This is a genomic window from Pseudomonas sp. 18173, assembly GCF_050432945.1.
Classification (GTDB): Bacteria; Pseudomonadota; Gammaproteobacteria; order Pseudomonadales; family Pseudomonadaceae; genus Aquipseudomonas.
Window position 1 is genome coordinate 68,360 of the sequence record NZ_JBKFTN010000026.1, and the last position, 26,122, is coordinate 94,481.

Below are 26,122 nucleotides of genomic sequence, written 5' to 3' on the forward strand. Positions count from 1 at the left end.
TTCAGATTGCATCGGCACCAAAAACAAGTCACGCTCATAATTTTACGCAATTTTGTGAATTATTTTCAGGTCCGATAGCCATGAGACTGACACTGGATCACTTGGTGATGTTGCAAACCCTGTCGGAAGTCGACTCGATAACCGCCGTGGCCGAACGTTTATGGCTGACACCTTCGGCCGTCAGTCACCGCATACGCGAAGCCGAGCGGCGGCTAGGCGTGAGCCTGACGGAAAGATCAGGAGGAAAGCTCAGGCTCAGCCCTGCCGGCGTGCGCCTGGAACGGGCCGCCAAAGACATCATCGCCATACTCAATGAGGCTGAGTCCGAGGCCCGGTCCATGGCCGGTGGCGTCACAGCGTTTGTCCGTATGGGTGTCACCTCCTACGGCCCGTTTCGCTGGATTCCAAAGTTCATCAAGCACTACTCAAGTCTTCGGCCGGACATCGAAATCACACTGGTGACCGTGCCCCGTAACGACGTTTACGCGAGCCTGATGCAAGGCAGACTGGATGTGTCCATTATCGATGACGGCATGGTGCCTAGTGGTGTCGCCAGGTTGCCGCTTTTCCGGGACGACCTGATTGCAATCATGGCAACCGACCATCCCCTTGCGGGAAGGAAAAATATCTACGCGCAAGACTTCAAGACATACAACCTGGTGACGTATTCGACCGATCGCGCCAGTGGCTGGGAGTATGACCGTTTCTTCGCCCCCGCCAGCATCTTGCCGCGCCGCATGATCACGGTGGAGTTGATCGAGGCCATCGTTGAACTGGTCCGTTCAGGATACGGAATCAGCATATTGCAACGGGATTTGGTCACCCCCAGTCTTGAGCGCGGTGAACTTGCGTGGGCGGCCCTGAATGACGGCCTGGATATCGCCTGGAACGCAATCGTTCGCCCCTCGGAACGGGAAGATAGCGAGGTCAGTAAAATGGTTACGGAGCTTGATACCTGGATAAAAAACGCAGGAAAACCTGAACTCGGCTAATCGCGACTTAGCGCTCGAAAATGTTTTTCTGGATGCCCGCAGGTGGCTCAGGCAAGTCGAGCGTCACCGGGTCTGATTCGACGGATAAAGACCGGCAAGTCGCGCGATCACGACACCCACATAAAAGACCCCGGAAAACTCTTCGACCATCACAAGTGAGCGGGCGTGGTTGGTCAATGGGATAACGTCACCGTAACCGGTGGTGGTGAGCGTCGTGAAGCTGAAATAGATCAGCTTGAAGAAAGTGCCGGGCTGTGCGAAGTCGAGGCGGCCAGGGCCGAATGAGCCAGCGCTGGAAATCTCGACCAGGGCATAGACGAAGGACCAGACGAAGGCCAGCATGATGTACCCCGCAAGCGCGCCATGCAGCTTGTCGGCGGTAATGGGGCCGCGCATGAGAATATAGCGAAGCACCCCGCTGAACGAGACGGCAAGAGACGCCGCATAAGCGATCCCGGCAAGGTCAAGTATCGCGATACTCTCAGCCCACAATGCCGCCCATTGCAGGCTAACCCCAAGCAATGCCAGGGCCAGTTTGAAGATGAACCCCCGCCGAGTCTGCCGGGTGGCAAAAGCGCCCACGAGCAGCACGATTGAAAACAGAATGCCAAGCAATAGGCGGGAAAATATGCCGTCCTCAAGAAAGGGGAAAAGCAGAATCAAACCTAGCAAGAGCAACAATAGATGAGTACAGGGCCCTCGCCCTATGACCATCTGGGCCAGATCTTCGTCGGACTCGGCTTTATCTTGCGGATTTGTCATACGGGTTTCCCATGGACCGAAACAACGCTTAAGACCTGACGCTGCGGATATGAAATCCGGTCTGGCTGTAGAAGTGTCGACAGTGGGATTCTAGTCGCGAATGCATGTGAGAGGATGAGCCGGACAGCTAACGCTCCACCGGTTGAATCCACAGTCGATCAAGGCCACTCGCGCTTGATAGCGATCGACCAAACGCGACACCGTTAAATGAAGGATCCAGGCCCATGACAATCAAGAGAATGGACAACATCCTGATCGTCGTCGACGATCTCGAAGCGGTAAAAACGTTCTTTATCGAACTGGGCCTCGAACTCGAGGGCCAAACCACGGTTGAAGGGCCCGCTATCGGGAGCCTCATAGGGCTTGGAGATGTCCGGTCCACGATCGCGATGCTGCGCACGCCCGACGGGCAAGGCATAGAGCTGGACAAATTCCACACGCCAGATGCCGTCAGGTTCGGCCCCGTAGATGCACCGGTGAACACCTTGGGGCTTCGTCGCATCATGTTTGCCGTCGACGGTATCGATGCCGTCGTGGCGCGAATGCAGGCCCGTGGCGCCGAACTCATTGGCCAGATGCAGTACGAGACATCGTACCGGCTCGCCTATATTCGCGGGCCCGAGGGCATTATCGTCGGGCTTGCCGAGCAATTGGGCTGAGGCAGTCGCCCTGCTCATCTTCAACCTCGCCTCAAACGCATCCAGACCCTAGGGTCTTCGCCTGCCGTGCCTCGTGCGCAGGCGGCAATACACTGCTGGTGAACTTCAACTGAACGGTTTTCACAGATATCTGAACGTACAAATGGAAGTCCCGCATAAACCATTTTATGCCGCATCTTTGGACACCATGCCCTCCCACGCATCCACTACATCCGCCGGAGAAAAGTCCACCACCGGTCGCTGGCGGACCACCGCCACTACCACAGGCTTGAGATAAAAATTGGCCATCGCACGACGCTGGTCTTTAGCTGCAAATATCACTTCGAGGCTTTTCTGCGTTAGAGCTTTGTCCAGGTTGGCGTTGACACTGTCGATCTCTTCTTTGGCAAGCATGAAAGCGATAGCCAGATATTCCAGTTGAGCCTGGATGATGCCGATGATCAGCACGCGATCTTCCTGAACCAGTTTGCCCATCAACCTGGTGGAGACTGCGGTGGCAACGATGCCGCCGATAATGCCGCCCGCTGTACGGCCAACCATAGCGCCTATCGGCCCCAGAGGTGCCGCGAGAATCCCGCCAGCGATAGAGCCCACCGCACCACCGGCGATGCCTGATGACGCAACAGCAAGGTTCTTCGCAAATTGCGCTTTAGAGATACGACCACGGGCCAGCTTGACGAGGTCTGGACCCGTAGTGACGGCAATCACCGCAATGGAGCTGATCAGTGTTCCTCTCAAGGCTTTGTTCAAGCCACTCTTGCTTACCCCCATACCTTGAGCCAACAACCCGCGTGTGCTCGGCGCCAGGCTCGAAACATCAATCAGGGTCAGTGAACGCTGGATAAACTGGACCCGGTGTAGTTGCTGGGCCGCAACATATACAGTCAGGCTGCGACCAAAGCTTTTTCCAGCCTGGACAGATGCCACTCGCAACGCCTGCTGACGATCTTGAGTCTTCAGATAGAACAACGTGGCGCTGACCCCGAAGCTGATACCGCCTGCCACTGCCCCTACCACCACACCCTCGGTGATGTCATAGGCAATGGACTCGAAAGTACCGAACTTGGTGATACTGCGTGCCTGGCTATACGTCAGATGGCCTTTGCGGATCAACCTGACGGCGTCTTTCGGATCCGTGACACCCCGAACTTTGCCCTCGCTGATCTTTCGCTGCAGCGTGCGTACGGCATCGGCGTACTGATCTTTAGGCACCTCGATCTGCATGGGGCGCCCTTGCTGGTCGAAATACTTGTAGTCGCCCTGCTGCCCGTTGAAAGCAGCCCCCACACTACGAGCGCCTGTCGCACAATATTTCGTCTGGATCATCTGACCCTGAACCAGCCGGTCAGCACCATTCTTGGCATTGTTGTCGCCAAGAATCTCTGCATTACGTCCCATCATGCGGTCAACCCGATGGTTAGCCTTCTCGGCGGCAAATCCATGACCTTGTCCGCCTGCGGCGAACAGCTTGTGATTCGCGTCCCAAGCACTTCCGGTCGCCATAAGCACAAAGCCATTCGCGGCTGCGTCGGCCAGGAACTCCTCTTGCGGCTTGTCACGAACACTCAGGCATACCTGCTCGGTTTCAGCACAGATCGTGGAGCAGAACCACTCTGCGTCATTCGCACTGCTGCGAACTTCAGCAAGCCCGCAAGCGGTGCAGCAGCTAATACGTTGCGATAAGGCAAAAGCGCACCAAAAGCGGCCGTCACGAAAATCCTGAAACTGACCGAAGCTCATTTGACGCTCTATAAAGTCTTGCGCAGCAGAGCCCTCAAACCCAAACGCGCTGCGCACAATCGCGCCTAGCGCCTCGGAGCGATGACGAACCTGCTTGAGCAGCACGCCATGCAGTGCCTTATACCGATTTCGGTACCAACTTTCGGCAAAGACCCAGCGCTGCCCGGCCACCTCCAGTTCGCGCAAGGTACCTGCGGCGACCAGATGGGAAAGACATCCGTTGAAAATGGTCTCGACCTCTTCGGCATCAAGCAGGCTGTCGGCAGTCAGGTCTTTGAGTGCCTGGCTGACATTGAGCGAGGTCCGCACTTCCAGTGCTTCGCCAATGCGAGATTCCAGCCTGGTGCGGGCATGGTCCTGACTGATGGAATAAAGCTGCACTAATAACGCAGAGCCCCAGTAGGCGTAGGCAGCAACCCCAGCGACAGGCCAGCGCAGCAGTTCAAACATTCCTGGTACCGCTGCGGAAACTGACAACAACGCGAAAGCGCCGTGTATACAGCGATGGAATTCCTGATCCTTCTTCAGCAACCACTCCTGCGCCAGGTTATTGGCCAGGCTGCGCTTACGCTTGCTGTGGACGACCAGCATTACCACGAACAACACGGCAGGCAGTCCAAACTTCAGGCTCGCGACAGTGCCGGGGGGATAGTCAGGGTGCCACCCCAGTACCCCCCAACAGAAAGTTATCGTGAACGTTGCGACAGCAGTCAGCCAAGCTAAACAGGAACGAAGCCTGAGCTGCTTGCTGATGGCCTCCATAGCGATTCCATAGCCGGCAGGCAGACCTAAAGCAATCAACCCGGCCAAACCAAGAGCGAACTGAAGGGCTACCCCGATGAAACGAAGCAATTTGGCCAACAGTGCCAGTGCGATGAGGACAACGATGATACCGACAATTATCCCCATCAGCTTTCAACCGACAGGGTGAGAGAAACGATTGGGAGTCGCGAGCTTCCTTGCAGTGGCATAACGCCCTCGATAAAGGTCCATGAGGGCGCGATTGATATCATATGGACACTATTTGAGCCAGTACCAAAACAGCCCGAAGAGATCTCGATCCACCGGCATCATTTACATGCGGACGCTTCGAGTTGAATTTGCAGAATCGCAGGGTTTCGATTGATTTCGGCAGACCGGAACCGGCCAATACCCGATACCTCTCCCCCGACCCGATACCTGGCATTTTTTGTCCTCTCGCTGTCACATTCACTACTGAGAAACCTTCGCAAAAATCCGTCATGACATGTTATGACCTCATCAAAAAACACCGTTTGGCCCAGCAAATACGGCGTTTAATGGACGAATGGTCGAAAGGCGTCAAGCGCGGGGAATACCCGGGAGCCTGAAGCCACTACAGGCGGCTCAGATGGGTGCGTTCGTCGCGGTATAGTGAACTTCACTTTCATCACGTGTCACATTAGGTCCCCGTCAAGTGAACTTCAGAAGAGGTAAAACGTAATGAACATCGCCACAGTAGTCAGTGCCGTAATTTCCAGTCTTGCACCAAGTGTCTTCGACCAGAATGGTCTTCAAGAACCCGGTGCACATGTTTCCGCCGTGGAATATCACTACGGAATGGAAATCGATGTGAAGCGGGTACTGCAGCGCACCGATACATCCGACAAGACCGGTATGGTACCGGTGACCCTGGTCTACGAAGATAGCGAAGGTGAAGTCCACAAGATTCGTTTCTTCGAATGGGGCGGAAGTCCTGCCAGTCCTACCACCGTTGCCTGATCCACTTGCCGCCAGGGTTGCGGGCCACGCCCTCCCCTAGACACGCAAGTTAAACATCATATGCACCCAGTGCGAATTGATGTGTTTGTTACCTGAAAATTGACATGATCGAATGATTAAAAGTTCATTCGCGAAGATCGCTATTATCTTGAGCGCCTAATGCCTCAAAATTAATTAATAGTGATTACTGAATTCTGATTGCAATCAGCAACGGCAAACGGCAATCAAGCCGTGTCGAGCATCATGCTGATTCACTAATGAAGCCAAGAGGTCACCATGGAACTTAGTATGTTTTCTTCGTCCACCGTGGAATATGTTCGTTTGGGCGTTGTATATTTCCACCTAATCGCCTGCTGTGTGGCAATCGGCCTGGTCTTGACCAGTGACGTTGCAATGGTCAAACAACTCCTGAAGGGAGATGCGTCGGGTCACCATGATGATGCGCACATGGAAAGCCTGCAAAAAACCGTAGTACTTGCACTTTGGGCGCTTTGGATTACCGGCATCGGTATTGTCGGGATCGATTATGCCGGCAAGGGGATGGAGTATTTCCTCAATCCCAAACTGCAAGCCAAGATCGGCATCGTTGTACTGTTGACCTTCAACGGCTTCCTGTTGCACAGCGCTGTATTGCCGGCACTGAAAAAAGCCGGTTCGATACTTGATCTGTCCTTCAACCTGCGCATGCTCGCACTGTTCTCGGGCGCTCTCTCTGCCGTGTCGTGGTTCTATGCCGCCATGCTGGGTGTTGGTCGCCCGCTGGCCTGGAAATACTCGCTGGTGGAGTTGCTGGCAGCCTATCCGGTACTCATCGTCGGTGGCTTCGCGATGATGGTAATGCTCACTGCCTATGCAAAAAACAAAGGCACCGAAGGGCATCTGGAGCAAGGCACCGGAACAGTACGAAACGCCGCCCTGGCTTGATGGTAAAGCCAGGTTGAACAGGCAGATTCTGCTTTAGCAAATAAATACCGTTATTCGTTATTTACAAATTTTAGTTATTTACCAATTCTCACTTGAGGAAATCCAAATGAAATCCATGAAAGTTCTTTTCGTAGTCGCCGCTCTGACCGCTTCTTCCCTGGCCATGGCCACCGGTGGCGGTGACCGGACCTTCGCCCGCATGGAATCGGCCCGGAAAGTCTCGATGGAAGCCTTCCAGGTTACCCAGAAACAGAAAGCTGAAGCCGCTGTCGCTCAAAGCAAAGCCAAGGCGACCGATCACGCCAACAGCTGATCTGCGCAGCGCACCCCAAGGCCGCCGGCAATGTGCGGCCTCAAACCTCGAATGCAGCACCCACGGTGCTGCATTCGAGGTTTAACCTGAATCGCGCCTACACTAAATCCCGTGTGTTGAATCCTCAGTCACAAACAGCCTTTCGCGAAGCGTTGCTTGCCGATACCCAGGCTCCCTTGGAACCACACTTATGTCAGCCTCGCATACCCGCCCCTCACCCGCGCCACTGCTCAAACCCGGAGAGACGGTCGTCTTGTTCGACGGTGTCTGCAAGCTGTGCAATGGCTGGGTAAGCTTCCTGATTCGCAATGACCGCCAGCGGCACGTGCGGTTGGCGGCGGTTCAGTCTCACGAGGGACAGGCTCTGCTGGCGTGGGCAGGTTTACCCTTGGATCAATTCGACACCATGGCGGTGATCCGCGACAGACACTACTGGGAACGTTCGGAAGCATTTTTCGAAGTGATCGCCCGACTGCCCGCACGTTGGCGCCCCGTGAGCCTGTTGCGCATCTTCCCTCGCAAGCTTCGCGATTGGGCATACGACCGCATTGCGCTTAACCGTTATCGGCTCTTCGGGAAATACGACACTTGCCTGTTGCCGGATCCTGACCATGAACAGCGCTTTTTGAAAACACCCCTGTGAACGCCCTCAAACGTATGGACTGAATCGCCCGTGGGGGGTTGTAGCTAGCTCCGCCACCGACAGCCAGACTCCCGTCCAAAGTATCTTTCCAATTACTCGCATCCTGCCCACCCTGACAGGCAGAAATCGGCCAAATGCAGCCCATGTGCGAAGCAACAACCAACGAGTAGCTATGCTTGATGTGTTGCCAACCCCTGATAGCAATATCGCGAAAGGAGGTGTTTGAGATGCAACTCATCACGGTGAAAATCGACAAGCCCGATGCGACCAACTTCATTCTGGGCCAGACCCACTTCATCAAATCCGTCGAGGACATCCACGAAGCGCTGGTCAATACCGTGCCCGGCATCCAGTTTGGCGTGGCCTTTTGTGAAGCCTCCGGCCAATGCCTGGTGCGATGGTCCGGCACCGATACCGCAATGATCGAACTGGCTCAGAAGAATGCGAAAGCCATCGCCGCGGGCCATGGCTTCATCATTTTCCTGGGCGACGGCTTCTATCCGCTGAACGTGTTGAACACGCTCAAAATGGTCCCGGAGGTGTGCCGTATTTTTTGTGCAACGGCCAATCCAGTCGAAGTGGTTCTCGCCGAGACGGAACAGGGGCGAGCCATCCTGGGCGTCGTGGATGGCTTCTGTGCCAAAGACATTGAATGCGATGAAGACATCCTGTGGCGCAAGAACCTGTTGCGGCAGATTGGCTACAAGCAGTGAATGCAACCGGTGGTGGATGTCCGGTTGAATCCACAGCCATCAGCGGGCGCTGGCTGCCATTCCCGTCCGGTGCTCCCGGACAGGAACCCGACCCGGTCATTTCAACGGGTCATACGCAATCAGCGTTTTCGGCTCCAGATACGCGCTCATCCCCCACTTGCCCATTTCGCGCCCAAGACCTGAATGCTTGAACCCACCGAAGGGGGCACGCGGCTCGTGGGCCAGGGTGTTGATGAGCACGCGCCCCGAATCGATCCGGCGAGCGACGTTCATACAGCGTTCGGCACTCTTTCCCAGCACCAGGGCGCTCAGCCCATAGTCCGTATCGTTGGCAATGCCGATCGCATCAGCCTCATCCTCGTAGGGGATGATCGTCAGCACGGGGCCGAAGATTTCCTCACGTGCGATGCGCATCCGGTTGTTGGCATCCGTGAAGATCGTCGGCTTGACGAACCATCCGCTGTGCAAGCCTTCCGGGCGACCCTCGCCACCCGCCAGCAACCTCGCGCCCTCCTCCTGGCCGATACGGATGTAGCGCTGCACCCGTTCCCATTGTTTCTGGCTGACCATCGGGCCGATGTCGGTGTCGGCGTTGCGCGGATCGCCCGATTGAAACTTTGCGACGCCCTCTTTCGCGACCCGCTCGAACTCCGCCAGCCGGCTGCGCGGCACCAGGATGCGAGTGCCCGCGATGCACGCCTGGCCGCTGTTGAGAAATCCGGCGTGCAGCACCAATGGCATCACCGCCTGGAAATCCGCATCGTCGAGCACCACCGTGGGCGACTTGCCGCCGAGTTCGAGCGTCACGCGCTTCATGGTGTCGGCACCGGTTCTTACCAGGTGTTGGCCGACAGCGGATGAACCGGTGAACGAGATCTTGGCCACGTCGGGATGACGGGCGATTTCCTCGCCAACCACATCGCCCCGCCCGTTGACGATATTGAATACACCCGGTGGCAGCCCCGCTTCATGCAACGCCCTGACCACGACCTGCGTCTGCAACGCGCTCATCTCGCTGGGCTTGATGACTGCAGTGCAGCCTGCCGCCAGTGCGGTGGCCAGCTTGTTACAGATGAAGCCGGCATTGCTGTTCCAGGGTGTGATCAGGCCGGTAACGCCCACGGGCGTCAGAATGACCCTGGCCATGCCGACCTGCTCCTCGAAATCGAACGCCTCCAGTGCATTGATCGCTTGCGCAATCACATCAGCCGGATAAGTCGCCATCCAGCGCCCGCGGACCGCAGGTGCGCCGTACTCCACGAGGATGGCTTCCAGCAGCTCTTCCTCCCTGGCCGCCACCGCCTGGTGCATGCGTTGCAGTGCTGCAATACGCTCCTCCCGAGTGGTACGGGACCAGGCCGGGAACGCAGCCTTGGCGGCTGCGATGGCACGCTGTGCGTCCAGAGCATCGCCCAGCCGAACCTGACCGAAGACTTCCTCGGTGCTCGGGTTATGGAGGTCAAACCATTCCTGACCGTGGGGAATGACGAACTCGCCGTTGATGTAGATGTGTTCAATGCGTTGCATGGCAATTCCTCGCTCAAAATGGCTCGCCTGAATCGAGCCTCTGTGATGCGAAGTCTAAGAAGGGTTGATTATTCCGATAAGCTATCCTTTGTCTTATGAAGTATCCGTATTTTCAGGACAATCCATGCACAGAACAGGAATGACCGAGCTGGAAGTGGTGCTGGCCGTTGCGCGCCGCAACAGTTTTCGAGGCGCGGCACAGGAGTTGGGCATGTCCACCACCGCCGTGAGCAGTGCGGTCGCCGGCCTGGAGGCGCGCCTGAAAGTGCGCCTGTTCAATCGCTCCACGCGCAGCGTTGCCCTCACCGACATCGGACAACGCTATGTGGAGCGCATCGCCCCTGCATTGGCGCAGATCAAAAGTGCCGGCGAAGAGGCCAGTGTCGGCCCCGACGAACCCAGCGGCACATTGCGCATCAATGCACCGCATGGCGCGGCCTACCTGCTGCTGGAGCCGCTGTTCAAGCAGTACGCTCAGCGCTATCCCGAGGTGCGCATCGACATCGTCAGCGAATCAGGCATGGTCGACATCGTCGCCGGAGGCTTCGACGCCGGGATTCGCCTGGCAGAGTCCGTGCCGCAAGACATGATTGCCGTGGCATTGTCAGGTGACATCCGCATGCTCGTGGTGGCAACGCCCGAGTACCTCGAGCGCCACGGCGTGCCCGAGCACCCGCGAGACCTGCTCACCCACCAGAGCATCGGCATGCGCATGGCCCACGGAGGCCTCTACCAATGGGAACTGGAGCGCGACGGCCAGAAGTTGCAGATGGACCCGCCGGTGCGCCTGGTCTCCAACGAGTTGCTGGCCATCAAGCAGGCCGTGTTGTTGGGCCTTGGCATCGGTTTCATTTCCGAGTGGTTCATCCAGCAAGAACTGGCAAGCGGCGCCCTGGTGCCGGTGCTGATGCCGTGGTGCCCGTCGTTTGGCGGATTGAGGCTTTATTACTCGGGCCATCGCTTCGTGCCGGCACGATTGCGCGCACTGATTGAACTGGCGCGCGAGTGCAACTACCCCGGATGAGTTCGGCCCGGGCGGATAACGCCGGCAGCCCGTACGTCAACGCAAGTTCCAAGGCCGGTTACAAGGGGTATAACTATCAGAACAAAAGGCGAGTCACCCGGAACAGGCCCTCCAAAGGCTGCGCCCGGGCCAGGCGCCCCAGGCCTGATCGGCGCCTGCGGCGCGGAGCGATGTGATGAATTCCAGAGCATGGCGATGGGCTCGCAAGAGCCTTCCTGGCTGCATCGGGCTGGCCCTGCTGGTCACTCCACTGTGCGCCAGCGCCATGTTCAGGTGCCAGGCCAGGGACGGAGCCATCAGCTACACCAGTCAAGCCATCGCCAACGCCCGCTGCACTCGCCTCAATGGCAAGGCGGACGCCGATGTCAGCGCCAAGACAAAGCCCCAGCCACGGCTTGTGCGGGACGACGACCCGGACGCGGTGCGGATTCGGGTGTGGACCTTCATCCACAAGGGTGTTCGTCAATTTGTGAGCCGACGCCCCGTCGGGATCTCCGCACGGGTCGATGTCCTTGAGCTCTATTACATCAAGGGCTGCTACCTGTGCATGGCGTCGAAGGATTTCAAGGTCGCCTCACTGCGCCTGGACACCCACTCCTATCGGCAGGAGATCGAAGCCGCTTCAGATCATTATGGTGTCGACAAGGCGCTGATCCGCGCAGTGATGCATGCCGAATCGGCGTTCCACCCCAACGCCATTTCCGAAGCCGGCGCCCAGGGACTGATGCAGTTGATGCCCGCCACCGCCGAGCGTTTCGCCGTGGACAATCCGTTCGACGCGCGACAGAACATTCGTGGCGGCGTGCGCTACCTGGCCTGGCTGCTCAAGCGCTTCAACGGCAACCAGATGCTGGCCCTGGCAGGTTACAACGCCGGCGAAGCGTCCGTGGTCGAGTACAACGGGGTGCCTCCCTTTGCCGAGACGCAATCCTACGTCACCCGTGTGCAGTCCTTGACCGAGCGCTATCGCAACCATCGCTAGTACCGTAGGGCGCATAGCCCCGAACAGGTCATACGCCGGGCGGGGAATGGTTCAACCGAACTTTCACGCTCACCGGTTGAATCCACAGTCGATTGCCGCCCTTGGTGACAGGCAAAAACAGGCCAAAAGCTACCTTTCACATAAGTAAATCCTGGCAGCCTGGCAACCCACACCTCCAGACTTTGATTTGCTGATGCGGCGGCGTCATGCCGAACTCGCGGAGCGCGAGTTCGGAGTCTTCCAAATCGCCACGGATAGTGACGACTCTCAGACAGGCGCAGAAATAAAACAGAGACCCTCTTGTGGAGAGTGCACCGACAGTAAGGAGCCTGGTAAAGCGCCTCGCTCAGGCATGGCTACTAACGCCGTGGAACGGCGTAGCGTCCGCCCGCTGTAAAGAGCCCCGATGACAAGTTCAGTAATGGGCGCTGGAAAAACCATTCAATCAATTCGTAGTGGAAATGCTCTGGAACAAGCCGATCAGTACCGATAGGTTGCCTGCACTGAAACTCCATTCGCACTGTTTTCGTAACTGCCACTGTATGCCGGTTGAAGACCGGAGTTGTTCTCCTGATTTACGGAAACTTTGGAATCCCAGAGATAACCATAAGCAAAGTCTATCGTCAGATCGGCATTCGGCGAGTAAGCACCACCCAAGGTCACGGCCTGGCGATTCCCGACCGGAACGCGCACGCTGCGATCGGCATTGCTGATGGGCGACGGATCATAGGCGTAGCCTGCGCGCAGCAACCATTGCTGGTTCAATTGAAAGGATGCGCCTACGGCGGTGGCCCAAGTGTCATGCCAGTTCATTTCTTCGGTCACGCTTCCCAGGCCAGCCGCCTGGCCCAGGGGGGAAAGTGCGCTGTTGACGGCCTCGACCTTCTTGATCCGGCTCCAGCGTTTCCAGGTGGTCCCCAGGTATCCGGTCCAGCGACTGTTGAAATGATGGGTGATGGACGTGTCCACGGATTCGGGCATCGTGATGTCTATCTTGTTGTCATACTTTCCGTCCAGCGGGACAACGCTCGGGGAGCCACTCACCTCGGTATGCCCTTTGAGTTCATAGTCCACCTTCGAGTGATAGTTGATCCCCCAACGGGTCGCATCACTCAAGTCAAACAAAACCCCGACGTTGTAGCCAAGTGCGGTGTCATCGCCCTTGATCGTGACATGCGTGTCCTCGCCGTTGTTCAGGGCGCCGGTGGCCAGGTCGTTCTGAAGCTTGGCGTTGAAATGGTTGATGGTCGGTCCGCCACCAATGGACACGCAATCATTGATCCGCCAGGCAATGGTGGGCTGAAGGGTGACCTCTTTGGTCGTGCTGTAGGAGCCATGGTAGCGGCCCTGAAAAGTGCTCTCGTAATCATTGATCAGGCCACTCGGCGCATAGAGGCCCAGGCCAATCGAAAAACGATCGTCAAGCGGCGTCGACAAATAGGCGAAAGGAACGACCCCCAACGGCACCGAGTCCCCCTTGTTCGTTCCCGGGGCACTGCCCTGGGCATCACTGATGTCGTCGCTCACCGAGACGACCGCAGCCCCGCCGGAAATCTCGCTACGCTTCAATTTGGTCAAGCCCGCTGGGTTGCCAAAGATGGTGCTGGCGTCCAGCGCGGAAGACGACCGTCCCGCATAAGCGGTTCCCGCGCTGCTTGCACTTTGTTCGTTCAGGGCAATGCCATTGGCCCCCGCGCTTGTGCAGGTGCCGAGTATTACCGCGGCACCTGCGAAGTTGATCCAGACAGACACCTCTCGCACCGCAAAGAGACACGGAGTTGCACGCTTGCTCAGTTTCATTTCCCACCTCGAATTGTTTTTATTTATTGGTGTGCAGGCAAAGCTTCGCCTTCCGGTGCACTTGGCAGTGCCGGTTGGAATTCATCGAAGTTGTGAAAAGGCCCTGGCTGATAACGACCAGGACCGAGGAGCCGAACTTACGAAGTCAGGATCATTTGAGCCACTCCACCTGAAAGCTATAGCGACCTAGAAGCAGGGCCAGGGACTCCTGGTCGCGCCCGGCCCGGATGCACGCGACCAGCCCACGTTGTTCGTGCTGAATTACCTCGACCGCAATGTCCTTCAGGCACATGCGCTCCACTTCCTGCCGAATGACCCGGGCCACCTCGCGCTGCTGCAAGGCGGGCTTGAAGATCTTGCCAACCGCCGTCAATGGCAACGCCTCGAGGATTTCGATCCGTTTGGGAATGGCCGCCCGCTCACTGATGTGGCGCCGGGCAAACTGCTCGAGTTCTTCGACGGTACAGTCGTGGTCTGGTCGCAGTTGCACATAGGCGACCGGTACCTCACCCGAATAGACGTCCGGGCTGCCGATGGCTGCCGCCAGGGCCACCGCTGGATGGGCTTGCAGCGCCTCCTCGATTTGCTTGGGATCGATATTGTGGCCGCCGCGGATGATCAGCTCCTTTTTGCGACCGGTCAGCCAGAAGTAGCCATTTTCATCCTGGCGCCCCAGATCGCCCGTATTCAGCCAGCGCCGGCCATTGATTTCGATCCACAGGCCCCGGTCATGGCTCTCTTCAACATAACCCTCGAACAGGTTCGGCCCCGTGAGGGTGATCACGCCGACTTCGTCGGTGTCGGCGTCGCGCAGATACTCTCCAGCGTCATCGAGCATGACTGCGCGCATGTCCTGGTAGGCAATCCGTATACCGATGGAGCCGATATGACGCTCGCCATGGGGTGGATTGACCGAGGAAACGCACGCGCCTTCGGTGAGTCCATAGCCTTCGAGGATCTTTACCCCGGTCCGGGACTCGAATTTCCTGAAGAGCTCAACCGGCATAGGTGCAGCACCACACATGGCAAACCGAAGGCTGGACAGGTCGCGGCCTTCCAGCTCGTTTTGCAACAGTGCGGCATAGACAGTTGGAACGCCGGAGAAGAAGTTGATGCCGAAGTGCTCGACCATTTCCCAGAAGCGTGGGATCACACCCTCACCGCGATAACCTTGCGGCGTGCCGAGGATGACATGATCACCCTGGGTCCAGGGCATCAGGCCTGTCACCAGTTGCGCATTGACGTGAAACAGCGGCAACCCGCAAAAAATGACCTGGCCACTTCCTCGCGGTTGCATGTGCGTGGCCATGGCCCACGCGTTGAAGACTTCCGCCCCATGGGTACGCATCGCAATTTTCGGCAGCCCGGTGGTACCACCGGTGCAGAAGTAAGAGGAACGATCCTCGGGGCGGAACAGCCGGGCACTCTTCAGGTGTGTGCCTGGCTGAGCCTCCATCAACGTCCGTAATTCGTGAATCGTGGCCCCCCTGTGCAACTCACGTTCTTTCTCTGCCAGGGATGCAAGGGATTCACGCTGAGTGACATCGACATAGGGACCCATGCCCACCCAAACGACGTGCTTGACCTCGGGAAGTTGATCCAGCTGCGAGGCCAGCTTGGGCCACAGGTCGCTGCCCGGCGTCGGTGCGAGCGTGACCACCACGCTGGCCTTGGCGGCCCGTAGCAAGGACGCCATCTGCTTGGCCTCTTGCAGCGGATTGATCGCCATGACGACACCCGCCGCTTCGCCCCCCCAGATGGTGAAGTGGGTTTCCGGCAGGTTGGGCAGGATGAACGCCAACACCTCACCCGGGGTAATGCCCAGGTCATGGAAGGCATTCGCCGCGCGAGTGATATCGTCGACGAGTTCGGCATAGCTCCAGTGGTGGGTGTTCCTGAAGCTGGCAGCGTCGGCGAAGAAACTCAGTGCGCTCGCATGGGGAGAAAGCCCGGCCGTACGCGCCAGTGCTTCATAGGTGCTGCAAGCCAGGCCACGCTCCGCCAATGGAACCTGCTCGATACTTTCAATGTCGTTCAGAGATCGCACTATCATCTTCAGGCTTCCTCGACGACCCGGTTGCGTTGCACACCCAGGTCGATCACGCCATCGGCACTGCGAATGCGCGCTTCGACGACGTCACCCGCCTTGAGATACTGCGTCCGCCCTTCCTGCGCCTTGAGGAAAAGCTTCCACTTGGTGGCTTCTGGCATCAGGGCCGCAATGCGCTGTTTGGCGGGCGAAGGGATGGTCAGCGCGCATCCCGCCGGCGTACCGGTGGCGATCAGGTCGCCGGGGGCGAGATCCTGGACCGAGGAGAGTTCGGTCAGGGTTTCAGCGGGGCCATACACCAGGTTGGCCGTGCTGTCGCTTTGGCGGACTTCGCCGTTGACCGTCAGGCGCAACTGCAATGCTTTCAGGTAATGCATGTCCTGGGCACCCAGCAGGCAAAGGTAGGGGCCGACCGGGCCAAACGTGCGGAAACTCTTGCCCTTGTAGAACTGCATCTGCGGGATCTGGATGTCGCGAGCCGAATAATCATTGACGATGACCACACCAGCAATGAACTCGTGCAGGTTGGCGTCAGTGACGGTCACTGCGCCGCTGATCACGCGTTTCATCACCAAACCAAGTTCAATTTCATAGTCAAGGAAACGGACGTTGCGCGGCTTGATCAGGGCGCTGTCTGCGGCCACCAGGCAACTGGTCGCCTTGGTGAACATCATGTTGTATTTCTTCGCATCCGGGTCCATGCCCGACTCGATCATGTGCTGTCGGTAGTTGGCCCCCTGGCAGACGAACTGCTGGTTACGGGTCACCGGCGACAACAGCTTCACTTTGTGCGCTTCCAGCTGAGTACCGTTCAGTTGAGCGAGATCATCGATACTGTTCTGGCAGATGAAGTCACCCGTGGTCTCAAAGGTACCCGGGACAACGGTGATACGGTCCTGGCGAAGCACGCCCCAGTGGATACCGTTCTCGAACTCAAAGCGGACTACATGTACAGCAGACATTGAAGGTACTCCTGGAGCAGTGTTTGTTCCGCGCTCGATGGCGCGAGAACTGTGGTGTTGTTCTGAAGGTGAGTTGGCAGCGCTGTGGATCAATGGGCCGCCGGCCATACCGTGTAGCGGTGGCCGACATGGCGGCCGCTCTACCCGAACATCCGCATCAGCGTGATCAACTTGCGAATCGTCAAGTCAGGGCTGCGTCGCAGGTTGCGAACGAGCGCCCGGACGTTGCTGAAGCTCATCCTGGGTTTGGTAAAACTCTTGGGCATGCGCTGCCCCCACTGCGCCATTGCCTCGGGACTCACGGGATGGATGCCCGTCGGCTGTATGGCGGTAAAGATATCCCCGTCGCAGTAGTGCTCGTGCTTGTCGCCCCAGGGGTCTTGCCAGTAATCGAAGATCTGACTGCCCAGGATGTGTCGGCCGATGCCCCATGAATGCTGCCAGCCTCGCTCGCGCAGGACCCGCTGCCCCATGCCCACCGCGTCGGCGTCGACAACCTCATAGGCGCTGTGGCTATAGGTCGCCATGAACCCCTGCGCGATCGCCAGCGTATGGTGATCCGCAGGCTTGTCACCAAGATCAAGGCGCATGAAAGTGACGATCGGGGTGCCGTCGGGGAGTACCTGCACATCGCTGGGAATGAACCCGAAATGCTCGGTGTACCAGGCACAGGTCGCCTGATAGTCGGCCACTTCAATGACGATGTGACCCAGTTTGATGACTTCAGGCGGTGCAATCGGTGTGCGCTGCGTGGCGTTGATTCGCGGTTGTTCTTGCGCCAGATTCCAGGGAAGCGGAGCCCTGTGTTCCAGGTTTTTACCGGGCACCTGGTCGCAAACAGCCTCGACGATAAAGCCGGAAGGATCGGTCAGTCTGACGCAGAGACCGGCGCCTGGGTGGGTCGAGGCCTCGATTGAAGATGCACCTGGAATTTGCGTCAGTTTTTCCAGATCCCTGGGCGATCGCACTGCCAGGCCGAATCCGATAAAGCCTGCCTTTCCTGCACGGTGCACGCGGTAACAATAGGCAGTGGGTGCTGCGCCGCGCAGATAGAGCATTTCGGTGTTCTGATGACTGACGGTCAGGCCGAAGTCAGTCAGGAAATGCGCGGCCTCATTCAAGTCCGGCCTTTGAAAAATCAGGTGGGTCAGGCCTTGGGCCTTCACCGTCGGCTGCCGATGCCTGGCAGGCTGTTGCGTTGCCAATCGGGGCATTTCATTTTTGCTGTTCATTGTTCTTGTTTTCCGGTTTTTCAGGGCAAAGCGATCCCCGAACCCCTGAAAAATCCAGGGGTTTGTTCGTAGTGTCGGTTATTGCGCTTAGTCGATCGGAGGAAGCGGCGGCAACTCTACGGTCGCCAGCGCTCTAGCCTCCTCGAGAGGCACACCCAAGGCCCGCAACACGAGTTCGGCCGTATCGGCTCCCGATTCGCGCCACGTTCTGTGCCCTTCCAGAACCAGGAAAATGGACCCCAGGACACTGCTCGATATCAGCGTCAGGACCGAGAGCAATTGCTCTTGCTGAAACAGGTACCGACCGGTGGAAAGTCCACTCAGAAGATCCGTCGTCGCCTGGCTGGAAAACATTTCACGCAGCGAAGCGTTGCTCATGGCGAATTTATGGATGAAGGCCCCCCACCGGGAGTCCTCGTGCGCCCGACGGATGAAGAAGCGAATGCCATTGGCCAGGCGCTGAGCCGGATCGGAGAGCGAATTGAAGCTCTTGTTGACGCGCTCATGCATCTCCCTCGCGAGATGGCTGGCGACCGCCTCGAACAGGTTTTCCATGCTGTCGATGTTGCTGTAGACCGTTCCGCGCGCCACGCCGGCCTCTTGTGCGAGGTCGAGAATGTTCACTTGAGAAGTGCCTCTTTCAGCGAACAGGCGAAAGGCAGCTTGATGAATGCGGCGCTGTGTTGGATTCAGGGATTGCACGGTTCTCTCTCCAGGATTACCTTATTGCAACATTGAACACCTGTGTTCAATTGACGTCAACAGCGTTTATTGAACAAAACGCGTACATCTCGAATAAAACCGTTATATACCTGGAAGCCCTGGTGATTAGAGGGGTTCTATTTGATCGATGAACAGCTTTACGCACCACAACAAACGAACACATATGTTCAGTTACCTGTAGTGGTTATGGCGCGACTTATCGGCAGGCCATCAACAACCTGAGCAGGCACTGCCAGACGGTGTTCGAACGATATGAGCCTTGGCGATGGCTGGCTGCATGTTCATGGGCTCAAGGACAGAACATGAACGGCTCAAAGCGCTTCAGCCCGCTTCGATGGCCAGAGTCTTGAATGAGCGGCAGGTCGGCAATGGCATCAGATCACGCGGGCAGCGGCTTGCCGGCAATTTTCCTGGCTTTGGCAGGTGTTACGCCCAGTGCCCTGAGAATCATTTCGGCAACCCGCAGATCGTGCTCTGCCACCCCCCGCCCCTCGACAACCGCGCGCATTGCCCCGGTTGTGCACGATACGACCATGTCCAGGGCGATGCCTTCGTCCTCGTAGTCGAAAATGCCCCCGCGCAGGCCTTCACGCAGGTCGCCAAGCACATGGTCCGCCAGACGCGAGCGCATGGCCCGGTCGAAATGGATGATACGCAGCAGTGCGCTGGCCCATTCGTGGTCCTCGGCGGCCCGGCGTACGAACATGCGTACGCCGATCGAAAGCCGCTGCGCGCCACACTGCACGTCCGCGCTCAGGGTGGAAATGGCATCGGAGAACTCGGCGGCCATCGCAATGCCAACGGCCTCGAGCACTTCGTCGCGAGTTCGAAAGTAGTTGTAGATGGTGCCGTTGGATACCGCTGCTTCCTCCGCGACCTCAAGCAGCGCGATCTCCCCCACTTCCTTGCGTGCGACCAGACGCAAGGCTGCGTCCACCAGGCCGCGGCGGGTGCGCTCACGCTTTTTGTGGCCTCGAGTGAGAGGCTCTTGCGTCGTTGCTTCTGAAGGAAAAGTGGAGGAAGGCATCTTCAGGCTCTTAATCGAGGGGGCTCGTTGATGGTAATGGAAACGCGTTCATGAGTGGCGTCTGCGCTAGCCAGCAGCTCCCTGCAGTCGCGAATGAGACTGTCGGCCTCTGCGCCAGGCGCGTGGTGCATGACGATACGGTCGGGGCGAACGGCGACGAGCGTTCCTTTGGCAGCCAGCGGCAGGATGTCATGATTCATGTCTTCGATGAAGTCACAACTGCCGCCGCAGCGTTGGCCACGTGTCCTGACCTCCAGGAAGTGACCGCCCATCTTCTCCCAGGCAACGATCTGCTCAGTGGTGAGCAGTGCCAACGGGTCGACACCGAATCCAACCAGGGTCAGGTTGTCTCCCAGCGCATCGTCGCTCAGCCTGATCTGCTTTTGCGGGGTGCGAACCCAGGCCTGGGGAAACAGGCTGCCACGTACCAGCTTGTCGCCCCGGCGATGTTGCACGAACAGGCCTTGCCTGAAGGTGTTCTTCGGCTTGATGTCCAGCTGTTCGAAGTACCTCCTGGTAGCGGGAGTCAAGGCGAGCATGCGCATCAGGCCGTGGATGAAGAACGCTGCGACCCGGTTCCTGGGCATCACCAGGCGGCCCATCATTTTTGCCAGATTGATCATCGCCTGGGCATGCGGGCGGCGCTCCATGTCATAGGTATCGAGTATCGCCGGCGCAGCGTGGCCATGAAGGACCCAGGCCAGCTTCCAGGCAAGGTTGGCGCCATCACGCAAACCCGCTACGAGCCCCTGCCCGACGAAGGGAGGGGTAATGTGCGCGGCGTCGCCGACGAGGAAAGTACGTCCCTTGCTGAACCGTTTACAGCAACGCGCGTGGAATCGATACACCGCCTTGCGCTCGATTTCCAGCTCCTGCGGATTGATCCATGGCGCAATGAGCCGGGCGATGCTTTCCGGGCTTTCCAGCTCCTCCCGGGATTCGCCGGGTTGCAGCATGAATTCCCAGCGCTCCCTTCCACCCGGGGCCGGCATGTGCGGCGTGGGTCGCTGCGGATTGCAGATAAACTCAATGTGATCAATGGCTGACTGATGCCGGTTTTTGGCATCGACGATCAACCAGTCCTCTGCATAGGTTTGCCCTTCGAACTCCTGGCCAATCAGTGCCCTGACCCTTGAGCTTGCACCATCTGCACCGACCAGGTACTGGGCGCGAACAGCATGCGATTGCCCATCTTGGTCCCGTACGGTGGCGACCACGCAATCGGCCTCCTCAACCAGACCCTCCAGCTCGAAGCCACCCAGGCTGGTCACTGATTTCAGTCGGGAAACCTGGCCACGCACCGCTCGTTCGAGGTCGGGTTGATAGAAGGTCACAAGCTTGGGATGGCCGTCGATACACCCCTCGGTGTTGGCTCGACCGAATTGCCCGAGGACCGGAGAGTGCATCTTCACTTCAGGGATCACGATCTTTTCGAAAGCGTCTTCCGACAATCCGGCCAGTTGCAGGATGCGCAGGGCCTCGTTGTCCAGCGCAATGGCACGGGGCATCAGTACGATTTCATGGAGTTTGTCCAGCACCAGGGTCGTAACCCCGTAGCGGCCGAGCAGCGCCGCGATTGTCGCACCTACCGGACCGTAACCGACGACCAGCACATCGACGGCGGAGGGAGGCAATTCGGAAGTTTTCTTGTTGTTGTTCATCTCGAGCCCTTGGGTGATTGAAGTCGTGAGGCGCGCAGGTCTCATCGTCAGGCGTCACCAAGGTATTCAATATTGAGATACTTTTCAATATTGACGTTTCTGTCATTATAATCTCGATCGTTGCCAAGTCACAGGAAGAGGCATTCCGGAGCGCTGGTCAATGCCGTGCCCCGTATCCGGTTTGGCGTGGCCTCTCGTCGAGACGGAACAAGGGCGAGCCATCCTGGCGGTGCATGTTCAGTCAATCGAAGCGTGGAGTGACGAGAAAAACACCTCGCGCAGAGCCCATCGCGAATTTATCCGCGATGGGCTCTGCAACCGCGCAGTCGTGTGCGACCGGCAGCAAACGCATCATGCCGTCAGGATAAAGTCCGCCTGATCGATACCTGCACTGTTAACACCGACAAGGCGAATAGAGTCCATTCCGATCCCGATCAGCGTGTCCGCCCCGTCAGCCGTAATGCTCACGTTGGCAGCGAACGTCTCGCTGCTGATCCCCAGCCCCGCGATATTGAGCAAGTCCTGCCCTCCGGCCGGATCGACGTCGAAGCCCTGGATCGAGTCGTTGCCGAAGCCTGCGGCAGCAAACGCGAAGGTATCGTTGCCGAGGCCACCATTGAGCATGTCGTTGCCCAGCCCACCGAAGAACAGATCGTCACCCGCACCGCCGACCAGAACGTCGTTGGCCAGGCCGCCCAGCATCGTGTGGTTTGCCGCCGCTGCATCGTAGGCCAGTTCACTGCCACTGCCCTCGGTGTTCGCCTGCAAACCCGCCGCCGCGTATTGGCCATTCAGCACGACCTGCGTCGCATGCGCACCGTCGTTCACGATCAGCAGACCGCCGGTGCCTGTGTCATTCGCTGCATAGGTGATCTGCGTATTGGCGCCGAACGCAACATCGCCAAAGTCCAGCTTGTCACCGGCGGCAAAACCGCTGACGCTGCCACTGAACGCCGTCGACATATTGAGCTTGAGCGTGCCTGCCGCGCCGCTGTCGAACGTCACATGCTGATCGGAGGCAGCACCGAACTCCAGCATTGCCGAACCGCTGATAGTGGCGTTTCCTGCGCCGCTGGTGTCGCCATGGATGATGATATTGCCATCGTTCGCCCACAGGCTTGCGCGGTTGACGAGCGCACTTTCAATCACCAATCCGCCGCTGCCGCTCGCTTGCAGCACGCCAGTGTTGGTGACGGCGTTGCTACCGGTATCGATCACCAGCGCATTGACGCCGCTGGCAAGAATCAGACCGGAGTTGACCAGCGTCATCTGCCCTGCCCCCAACTGGCCGGCACCCGAGATGGTGTTGTCCGCATTGGTGAGCACCGTGTCTGCGCTGCCACCAAAGATCAGGTTCTGCGCGCTGTCGGACAGAACCACTTGCCCGCCACCGGTCAATGTCGCGCCACGGAACAGAATCTCGAGTTCGGACCCGCTGCCGGTGGAGCCGAGCGCTATGGTGCCGCTGTTGTCGATACGGCCACCGAACGGCATGATCGCGCCGTCGGCAATGGTGATGGTGATGGTACCGGTATTGGTCGTGACCGGGTCCACATCGAACATCAGGTTGGCCCCACTCAACGCCGCCGCATCCACGCCGTGGACAGTGATGGTCTGGTCAGCGCTGATGCTGAGCACGGCATTGCCGTTCGCGTCGTTGACGATACTCACATCCGCAGAATCGTTGACACCCGTGAAGCCGATCAAGTCAATCTTGTCCACCGCCGCGTCGAAGCCGTAAATGACGTTGTTGCCGATCGGCTGGGCGAACACGAAGGTGTCGGCACCGGACGAACCGGTCAGGTTGTCGTCGGTGGACAAGGCGAAGACCGGTGCGCCTGGGGCATAGATTTCGACGTTGTTGAACACGTAGGCGCTTGCGGTGCCGCCGTCGCTGTTGCTCCAGTACATGTTGACATCGAGCACCAACGCACCGGCGAATTCGCTTGGAGTTGTCACCGTCAATGCGCCGGGATCGCTGGTCTGCACGGTCCAGCTGCCATCGCCGTTGTCGGCTCCTGCATTGAACACCCACCCTGAAGGAACACCGCTGATGGTCACCGTCACGGGGCCGCTAACATCGGCCTGTGGAACGTTGAGGGCCAGATTGACGGGTTCGCCGGCAACGCCTGCCGGAAGGTTTGCACTGCTCCCGGCCGCACCAGGATTACCCGCCAGGTCGGTGTAGCTGTTCGCGGCAACGTCGACTTTTATGCTACCGCCCAGCGTTCTGGTCAGCGTTGCCGTGTAGGTATCGCCGTCAACCTGGGTAAAGTTACTGAAGGTTCCGCGTGGCGTTCCGCTCGTTGTCGTCACTGCCACATCAGACAGGTTGAAACCGCTCACCGTCTCACTGAACTGGAATGTGACCGTCGACGTTGAACCCACCGCACTCCCTAGGGCGGTCCCTGTCACTACCACCGTTGGCGCCACGGTATCAACTGGCGTCTCAACAACGTTCTGCACGTTCACCGTAATCGTCTGCGTATCGATTCCGCCATTGCCGTCGGATACCTGAACGTCCACGACGTAGGCGTTGTCGCCGTCAGTACCGCCGACATCCTGGGCATTCTCGTAATCGGGCGCTGAATTGAACGTCAGCACCCCGCTCGAACTGATCGAGAACTTGCTGAAGTCCGTCCCGGCCGTATTCAGGAGCGAGTAGCTCAGCGTCTGCGCCGGCAGATCGGCATCGGTCGCCACCACCGTCGTAACCGCCGTGGTGTTCTCCGCCACATTGACCGAAGCCGTCGCACCACCACCGTTGGAAGTGATCGTCGGTGAGTCGTTGCTGCCGGCGATATGCACGGTGACCGAAGTGAGAGTGCCGTCGGCACTGCTCACCGCGAAGGTGTCGGTGTAGGTGGTGCCGGCGGCGAACTCATTGTGGGCGGAGTTGGCGACGTAGGTCCAGGCACCGCCGGTGCCGATGGAGAACTGGCCGTAGCTGCCGGTGGTGTTGGTTTGCGCGACGAAGGTGGCGGCGCTGTCGACGTCGCTGATGGTCAGGGTGCCGGTGGTGGTCAGCGCTGCATTGGTCTCGGTGAGGTTGGCGATGCCTGTGGACAGCACGGCCGCATCGTTGGTGCCGAGGATTTGCACGGTGACCGACGTGAGGGTGCCGTCGGCACTGCTCACCGCGAAGGTGTCGGTGTAGGTGGTGCCGGCGGCGAACTCGTTGTGGGCGGAGTTGGCGACGTAGGTCCAGGCACCGCCGGTGCCGATGGAGAACTGGCCGTAGCTGCCGGTGGTGTTGGTTTGCACGACAAAAGTGGCGGCGCTGTCGACGTCGCTGATGGTCAGGGTGCCGGTGGTGGTCAGCGCGGCATTGGTCTCGGTGAGGTTGGCGACGGTGGCGGACAGCACGGCAGCATCGTTGGTGCCGAGGATTTGCACGGTGACCGACGTGAGGGTGCCGTCGGCACTGCTCACCGCGAAGGTGTCGGTGTAGGTGGTGCCGGTGGTGAACTCGTTGTTGGCGGAGTTGGCGACGTAGGTCCAGGCACCGCCGGCGCCGATGGAGAACTGGCCGTAGCTGCTGGTGGTGTTGGTTTGCGCGACGAAGGTGGCGGCGCTGTCGACGTCGCTGATGGTCAGGGTGCCGGTGGTGGTCAGCGCGGCATTGGTCTCGGTGAGGTTGGCGACGTTGGTGGACAGCACGGCCGCATCGTTGGTGCCGAGGATTTGCACGGTGACCGACGTGAGGGTGCCGTCGGCACTGCTCACCGCGAAGGTGTCGGTGTAGGTGGTGCCGGCGGCGAACTCATTGTGGGCGGAGTTGGCGACGTAGGTCCAGGCACCGCCGGTGCCGATGGAGAACTGGCCGTAGTTGCCGGCGGTGTTGGACTGTGCCTGGAAGCTTTCCGGGCTGTCGATATCGCTGATGGTCAGGCTGCCGCCGGTGGTCAGCGGAGCATTGGTTTCGCTCAGCGTAACGCTGGCCGAGGACAGCACGGCGGCGTCGTTGCTGCCGGTGACGGTGACGGTCACCTGCTGGGTGGCCACGCCACCGAGGCCGTCGCTGACCTGCACGCTGAACACTTCGTTGTGAGTTTCGCCGGCCTTCAGCGACTGCACCACGCTGGCAACGCCATCGGTGCCGTTGGCCAGGGTGTAGGTCCATTGGCCGGTGGTGTCCACGGCGATCGTGCCGTAGGTACCTGTTGACGAGCCATTGATGCTCCAGCTGGTCGTGGCATCGTGATCGATGTCGGCCGAGCTGAACTGGCCGCTGACGCTGAGCACGGTGTCTTCCTGCACCGCGCCGGCCTCGTTGCCGGTCGCGAAGCTGAGCACCGGTGCATCGTTGCTGCCGGTGACGGTGACGGTCACCTGCTGGGTGGCCACGCCACCGAGGCCATCGCTGACCTGCACGCTGAACACCTCATTGTGAGTCTCGCCGGCCTTCAGCGACTGCACCGCGCTGGCAACGCCATCGGTGCCGTTGGCCAGGGTGTAGGTCCATTGGCCGGTGGTGTCCACGGCGATCGCGCCGTAGGTGCCGGTATTTGACCCGGCAATACTCCAAGTGGCGGTGGCATCGTGATCGATGTCGGTCGAGCTGAACTGACCGCTGACGCTGAGCGCGGTGTCCTCCTGCACCGCGCCGGCAGCATTGCCGGTCGCGAAGCTGAGCACCGGCGCGTCG

At 58.8% G+C, this 26,122-nt stretch carries 20 protein-coding genes; 9 read left to right on the top strand and 11 right to left on the bottom strand.

Going from position 1 to position 26,122, the window contains the following annotated elements:
• Window positions 1-80: 80 nt before the first annotated feature.
• Window positions 81-992: a LysR family transcriptional regulator gene (locus tag ACLD1X_RS24620; protein ID WP_429372160.1), complete on the top strand. Its 912-nt coding sequence runs from the start codon at window positions 81-83 to the stop codon at window positions 990-992.
• Window positions 993-1,055: 63 nt separating this feature from the next.
• Here the strand turns inward: ACLD1X_RS24620 and ACLD1X_RS24625 are convergent, their stop codons facing one another.
• The gene (locus tag ACLD1X_RS24625; RefSeq protein WP_429372162.1) at window positions 1,056-1,754 is read right to left on the bottom strand and encodes a potassium channel family protein; all 699 of its coding nucleotides are present in this window, start codon (window positions 1,752-1,754) and stop codon (window positions 1,056-1,058) included.
• 224 nt (window positions 1,755-1,978) lie between these two features.
• Between ACLD1X_RS24625 and ACLD1X_RS24630 the strand changes: the two genes are divergently transcribed.
• On the top strand, window positions 1,979-2,413 hold the full coding sequence (locus tag ACLD1X_RS24630) for a VOC family protein (protein ID WP_429372164.1): 435 nt from the start codon (window positions 1,979-1,981) through the stop codon (window positions 2,411-2,413).
• A gap of 165 nt (window positions 2,414-2,578) precedes the next feature.
• Here the strand turns inward: ACLD1X_RS24630 and ACLD1X_RS24635 are convergent, their stop codons facing one another.
• Window positions 2,579-5,062, bottom strand: coding sequence for a hypothetical protein (locus ACLD1X_RS24635; protein ID WP_429372166.1), 2,484 nt, complete (start codon window positions 5,060-5,062; stop codon window positions 2,579-2,581).
• A gap of 552 nt (window positions 5,063-5,614) precedes the next feature.
• Here ACLD1X_RS24635 and ACLD1X_RS24640 point away from each other — a divergent pair.
• The 5 genes from ACLD1X_RS24640 to ACLD1X_RS24660 all read left to right on the top strand — a co-directional run bounded on the left by ACLD1X_RS24640 (window position 5,615) and on the right by ACLD1X_RS24660 (window position 8,486).
• Window positions 5,615-5,893, top strand: coding sequence for a DUF2790 domain-containing protein (locus ACLD1X_RS24640; protein ID WP_429372168.1), 279 nt, complete (start codon window positions 5,615-5,617; stop codon window positions 5,891-5,893).
• A gap of 276 nt (window positions 5,894-6,169) precedes the next feature.
• Window positions 6,170-6,817: a hypothetical protein gene (locus ACLD1X_RS24645; protein WP_429372170.1), complete on the top strand. Its 648-nt coding sequence runs from the start codon at window positions 6,170-6,172 to the stop codon at window positions 6,815-6,817.
• Window positions 6,818-6,923: 106 nt separating this feature from the next.
• Window positions 6,924-7,130 carry a co-regulatory protein PtrA N-terminal domain-containing protein gene (locus ACLD1X_RS24650; RefSeq protein ID WP_429372172.1) on the top strand — a complete coding sequence of 69 codons (207 nt, stop codon included), beginning with the start codon at window positions 6,924-6,926 and terminating at the stop codon, window positions 7,128-7,130.
• Between the two features lie 190 nt (window positions 7,131-7,320).
• Window positions 7,321-7,773 carry a thiol-disulfide oxidoreductase DCC family protein gene (locus tag ACLD1X_RS24655; protein ID WP_429372174.1) on the top strand — a complete coding sequence of 151 codons (453 nt, stop codon included), beginning with the start codon at window positions 7,321-7,323 and terminating at the stop codon, window positions 7,771-7,773.
• Window positions 7,774-8,000: 227 nt separating this feature from the next.
• Window positions 8,001-8,486 (top strand): adenosine-specific kinase, encoded by a 486-nt coding sequence (locus ACLD1X_RS24660; RefSeq protein ID WP_429372176.1) that lies wholly within the window; start codon window positions 8,001-8,003, stop codon window positions 8,484-8,486.
• 96 nt (window positions 8,487-8,582) lie between these two features.
• Here ACLD1X_RS24660 and ACLD1X_RS24665 read toward each other — a convergent pair whose 3' ends face one another.
• Window positions 8,583-10,013, bottom strand: a complete 1,431-nt coding sequence (locus ACLD1X_RS24665; RefSeq protein ID WP_429372178.1) for an aldehyde dehydrogenase family protein — start codon at window positions 10,011-10,013, stop codon at window positions 8,583-8,585.
• A 124-nt stretch (window positions 10,014-10,137) separates the two neighbouring features.
• Between ACLD1X_RS24665 and ACLD1X_RS24670 the strand changes: the two genes are divergently transcribed.
• Together ACLD1X_RS24670 and ACLD1X_RS24675 are read left to right on the top strand one after the other, a co-directional pair.
• Window positions 10,138-11,037: a LysR family transcriptional regulator gene (locus ACLD1X_RS24670; protein WP_429372180.1), complete on the top strand. Its 900-nt coding sequence runs from the start codon at window positions 10,138-10,140 to the stop codon at window positions 11,035-11,037.
• Window positions 11,038-11,212: 175 nt separating this feature from the next.
• Window positions 11,213-12,019 (top strand): lytic transglycosylase domain-containing protein, encoded by an 807-nt coding sequence (locus ACLD1X_RS24675; RefSeq protein WP_429372182.1) that lies wholly within the window; start codon window positions 11,213-11,215, stop codon window positions 12,017-12,019.
• A 480-nt stretch (window positions 12,020-12,499) separates the two neighbouring features.
• On the opposite strand, the gene ACLD1X_RS24680 is transcribed toward ACLD1X_RS24675, so the two are convergent.
• From ACLD1X_RS24680 to ACLD1X_RS24715, 8 genes are all read right to left on the bottom strand, one after another.
• Entirely contained in the window at window positions 12,500-13,819 is a 1,320-nt protein-coding gene (locus ACLD1X_RS24680; protein ID WP_429372184.1) for an outer membrane protein transport protein, read from the bottom strand.
• Window positions 13,820-13,970: 151 nt separating this feature from the next.
• A complete protein-coding gene (locus tag ACLD1X_RS24685) occupies window positions 13,971-15,872 on the bottom strand; it encodes an acyl-CoA synthetase (RefSeq protein WP_429372186.1) in 1,902 nt (633 codons plus the stop codon).
• A 2-nt stretch (window positions 15,873-15,874) separates the two neighbouring features.
• Window positions 15,875-16,831 (bottom strand): fumarylacetoacetate hydrolase family protein, encoded by a 957-nt coding sequence (locus tag ACLD1X_RS24690; protein ID WP_429372189.1) that lies wholly within the window; start codon window positions 16,829-16,831, stop codon window positions 15,875-15,877.
• Window positions 16,832-16,971: 140 nt separating this feature from the next.
• Window positions 16,972-18,063, bottom strand: coding sequence for a VOC family protein (locus tag ACLD1X_RS24695; protein ID WP_429372191.1), 1,092 nt, complete (start codon window positions 18,061-18,063; stop codon window positions 16,972-16,974).
• 87 nt (window positions 18,064-18,150) lie between these two features.
• Window positions 18,151-18,765, bottom strand: a complete 615-nt coding sequence (locus ACLD1X_RS24700; RefSeq protein ID WP_429372193.1) for a TetR/AcrR family transcriptional regulator — start codon at window positions 18,763-18,765, stop codon at window positions 18,151-18,153.
• 400 nt (window positions 18,766-19,165) lie between these two features.
• Window positions 19,166-19,813 carry a TetR/AcrR family transcriptional regulator gene (locus ACLD1X_RS24705; protein ID WP_429372195.1) on the bottom strand — a complete coding sequence of 216 codons (648 nt, stop codon included), beginning with the start codon at window positions 19,811-19,813 and terminating at the stop codon, window positions 19,166-19,168.
• A gap of 2 nt (window positions 19,814-19,815) precedes the next feature.
• Window positions 19,816-21,474 (bottom strand): bifunctional 3-(3-hydroxy-phenyl)propionate/3-hydroxycinnamic acid hydroxylase, encoded by a 1,659-nt coding sequence (locus tag ACLD1X_RS24710; protein WP_429372197.1) that lies wholly within the window; start codon window positions 21,472-21,474, stop codon window positions 19,816-19,818.
• A 351-nt stretch (window positions 21,475-21,825) separates the two neighbouring features.
• The coding region (locus ACLD1X_RS24715) for a beta strand repeat-containing protein (protein ID WP_429372199.1) at window positions 21,826-26,122 on the bottom strand (4,297 nt) is incomplete at its 5' end.

Bases quoted from the DNA above. Each gene is read 5' to 3' on its own strand.
- ACLD1X_RS24695 (WP_429372191.1), bottom strand. From the start codon at position 18,063: ATGAACAGCAAAAATGAAATGCCCCGATTGGCAACGCAACAGCCTGCC.
- ACLD1X_RS24705 (WP_429372195.1), bottom strand. From the start codon at position 19,813: ATGCCTTCCTCCACTTTTCCTTCAGAAGCAACGACGCAAGAGCCTCTC.
- ACLD1X_RS24645 (WP_429372170.1), top strand. From the start codon at position 6,170: ATGGAACTTAGTATGTTTTCTTCGTCCACCGTGGAATATGTTCGTTTG.
- ACLD1X_RS24625 (WP_429372162.1), bottom strand. From the start codon at position 1,754: ATGACAAATCCGCAAGATAAAGCCGAGTCCGACGAAGATCTGGCCCAG.
- ACLD1X_RS24670 (WP_429372180.1), top strand. From the start codon at position 10,138: ATGCACAGAACAGGAATGACCGAGCTGGAAGTGGTGCTGGCCGTTGCG.
- ACLD1X_RS24660 (WP_429372176.1), top strand. From the start codon at position 8,001: ATGCAACTCATCACGGTGAAAATCGACAAGCCCGATGCGACCAACTTC.
- ACLD1X_RS24635 (WP_429372166.1), bottom strand. From the start codon at position 5,062: ATGGGGATAATTGTCGGTATCATCGTTGTCCTCATCGCACTGGCACTG.
- ACLD1X_RS24640 (WP_429372168.1), top strand. From the start codon at position 5,615: ATGAACATCGCCACAGTAGTCAGTGCCGTAATTTCCAGTCTTGCACCA.
- ACLD1X_RS24665 (WP_429372178.1), bottom strand. From the start codon at position 10,013: ATGCAACGCATTGAACACATCTACATCAACGGCGAGTTCGTCATTCCC.
- ACLD1X_RS24675 (WP_429372182.1), top strand. From the start codon at position 11,213: ATGAATTCCAGAGCATGGCGATGGGCTCGCAAGAGCCTTCCTGGCTGC.
- ACLD1X_RS24620 (WP_429372160.1), top strand. From the start codon at position 81: ATGAGACTGACACTGGATCACTTGGTGATGTTGCAAACCCTGTCGGAA.
- ACLD1X_RS24680 (WP_429372184.1), bottom strand. From the start codon at position 13,819: ATGAAACTGAGCAAGCGTGCAACTCCGTGTCTCTTTGCGGTGCGAGAG.
- ACLD1X_RS24710 (WP_429372197.1), bottom strand. From the start codon at position 21,474: ATGAACAACAACAAGAAAACTTCCGAATTGCCTCCCTCCGCCGTCGAT.
- ACLD1X_RS24655 (WP_429372174.1), top strand. From the start codon at position 7,321: ATGTCAGCCTCGCATACCCGCCCCTCACCCGCGCCACTGCTCAAACCC.
- ACLD1X_RS24690 (WP_429372189.1), bottom strand. From the start codon at position 16,831: ATGTCTGCTGTACATGTAGTCCGCTTTGAGTTCGAGAACGGTATCCAC.
- ACLD1X_RS24630 (WP_429372164.1), top strand. From the start codon at position 1,979: ATGACAATCAAGAGAATGGACAACATCCTGATCGTCGTCGACGATCTC.
- ACLD1X_RS24650 (WP_429372172.1), top strand. From the start codon at position 6,924: ATGAAATCCATGAAAGTTCTTTTCGTAGTCGCCGCTCTGACCGCTTCT.
- ACLD1X_RS24685 (WP_429372186.1), bottom strand. From the start codon at position 15,872: ATGATAGTGCGATCTCTGAACGACATTGAAAGTATCGAGCAGGTTCCA.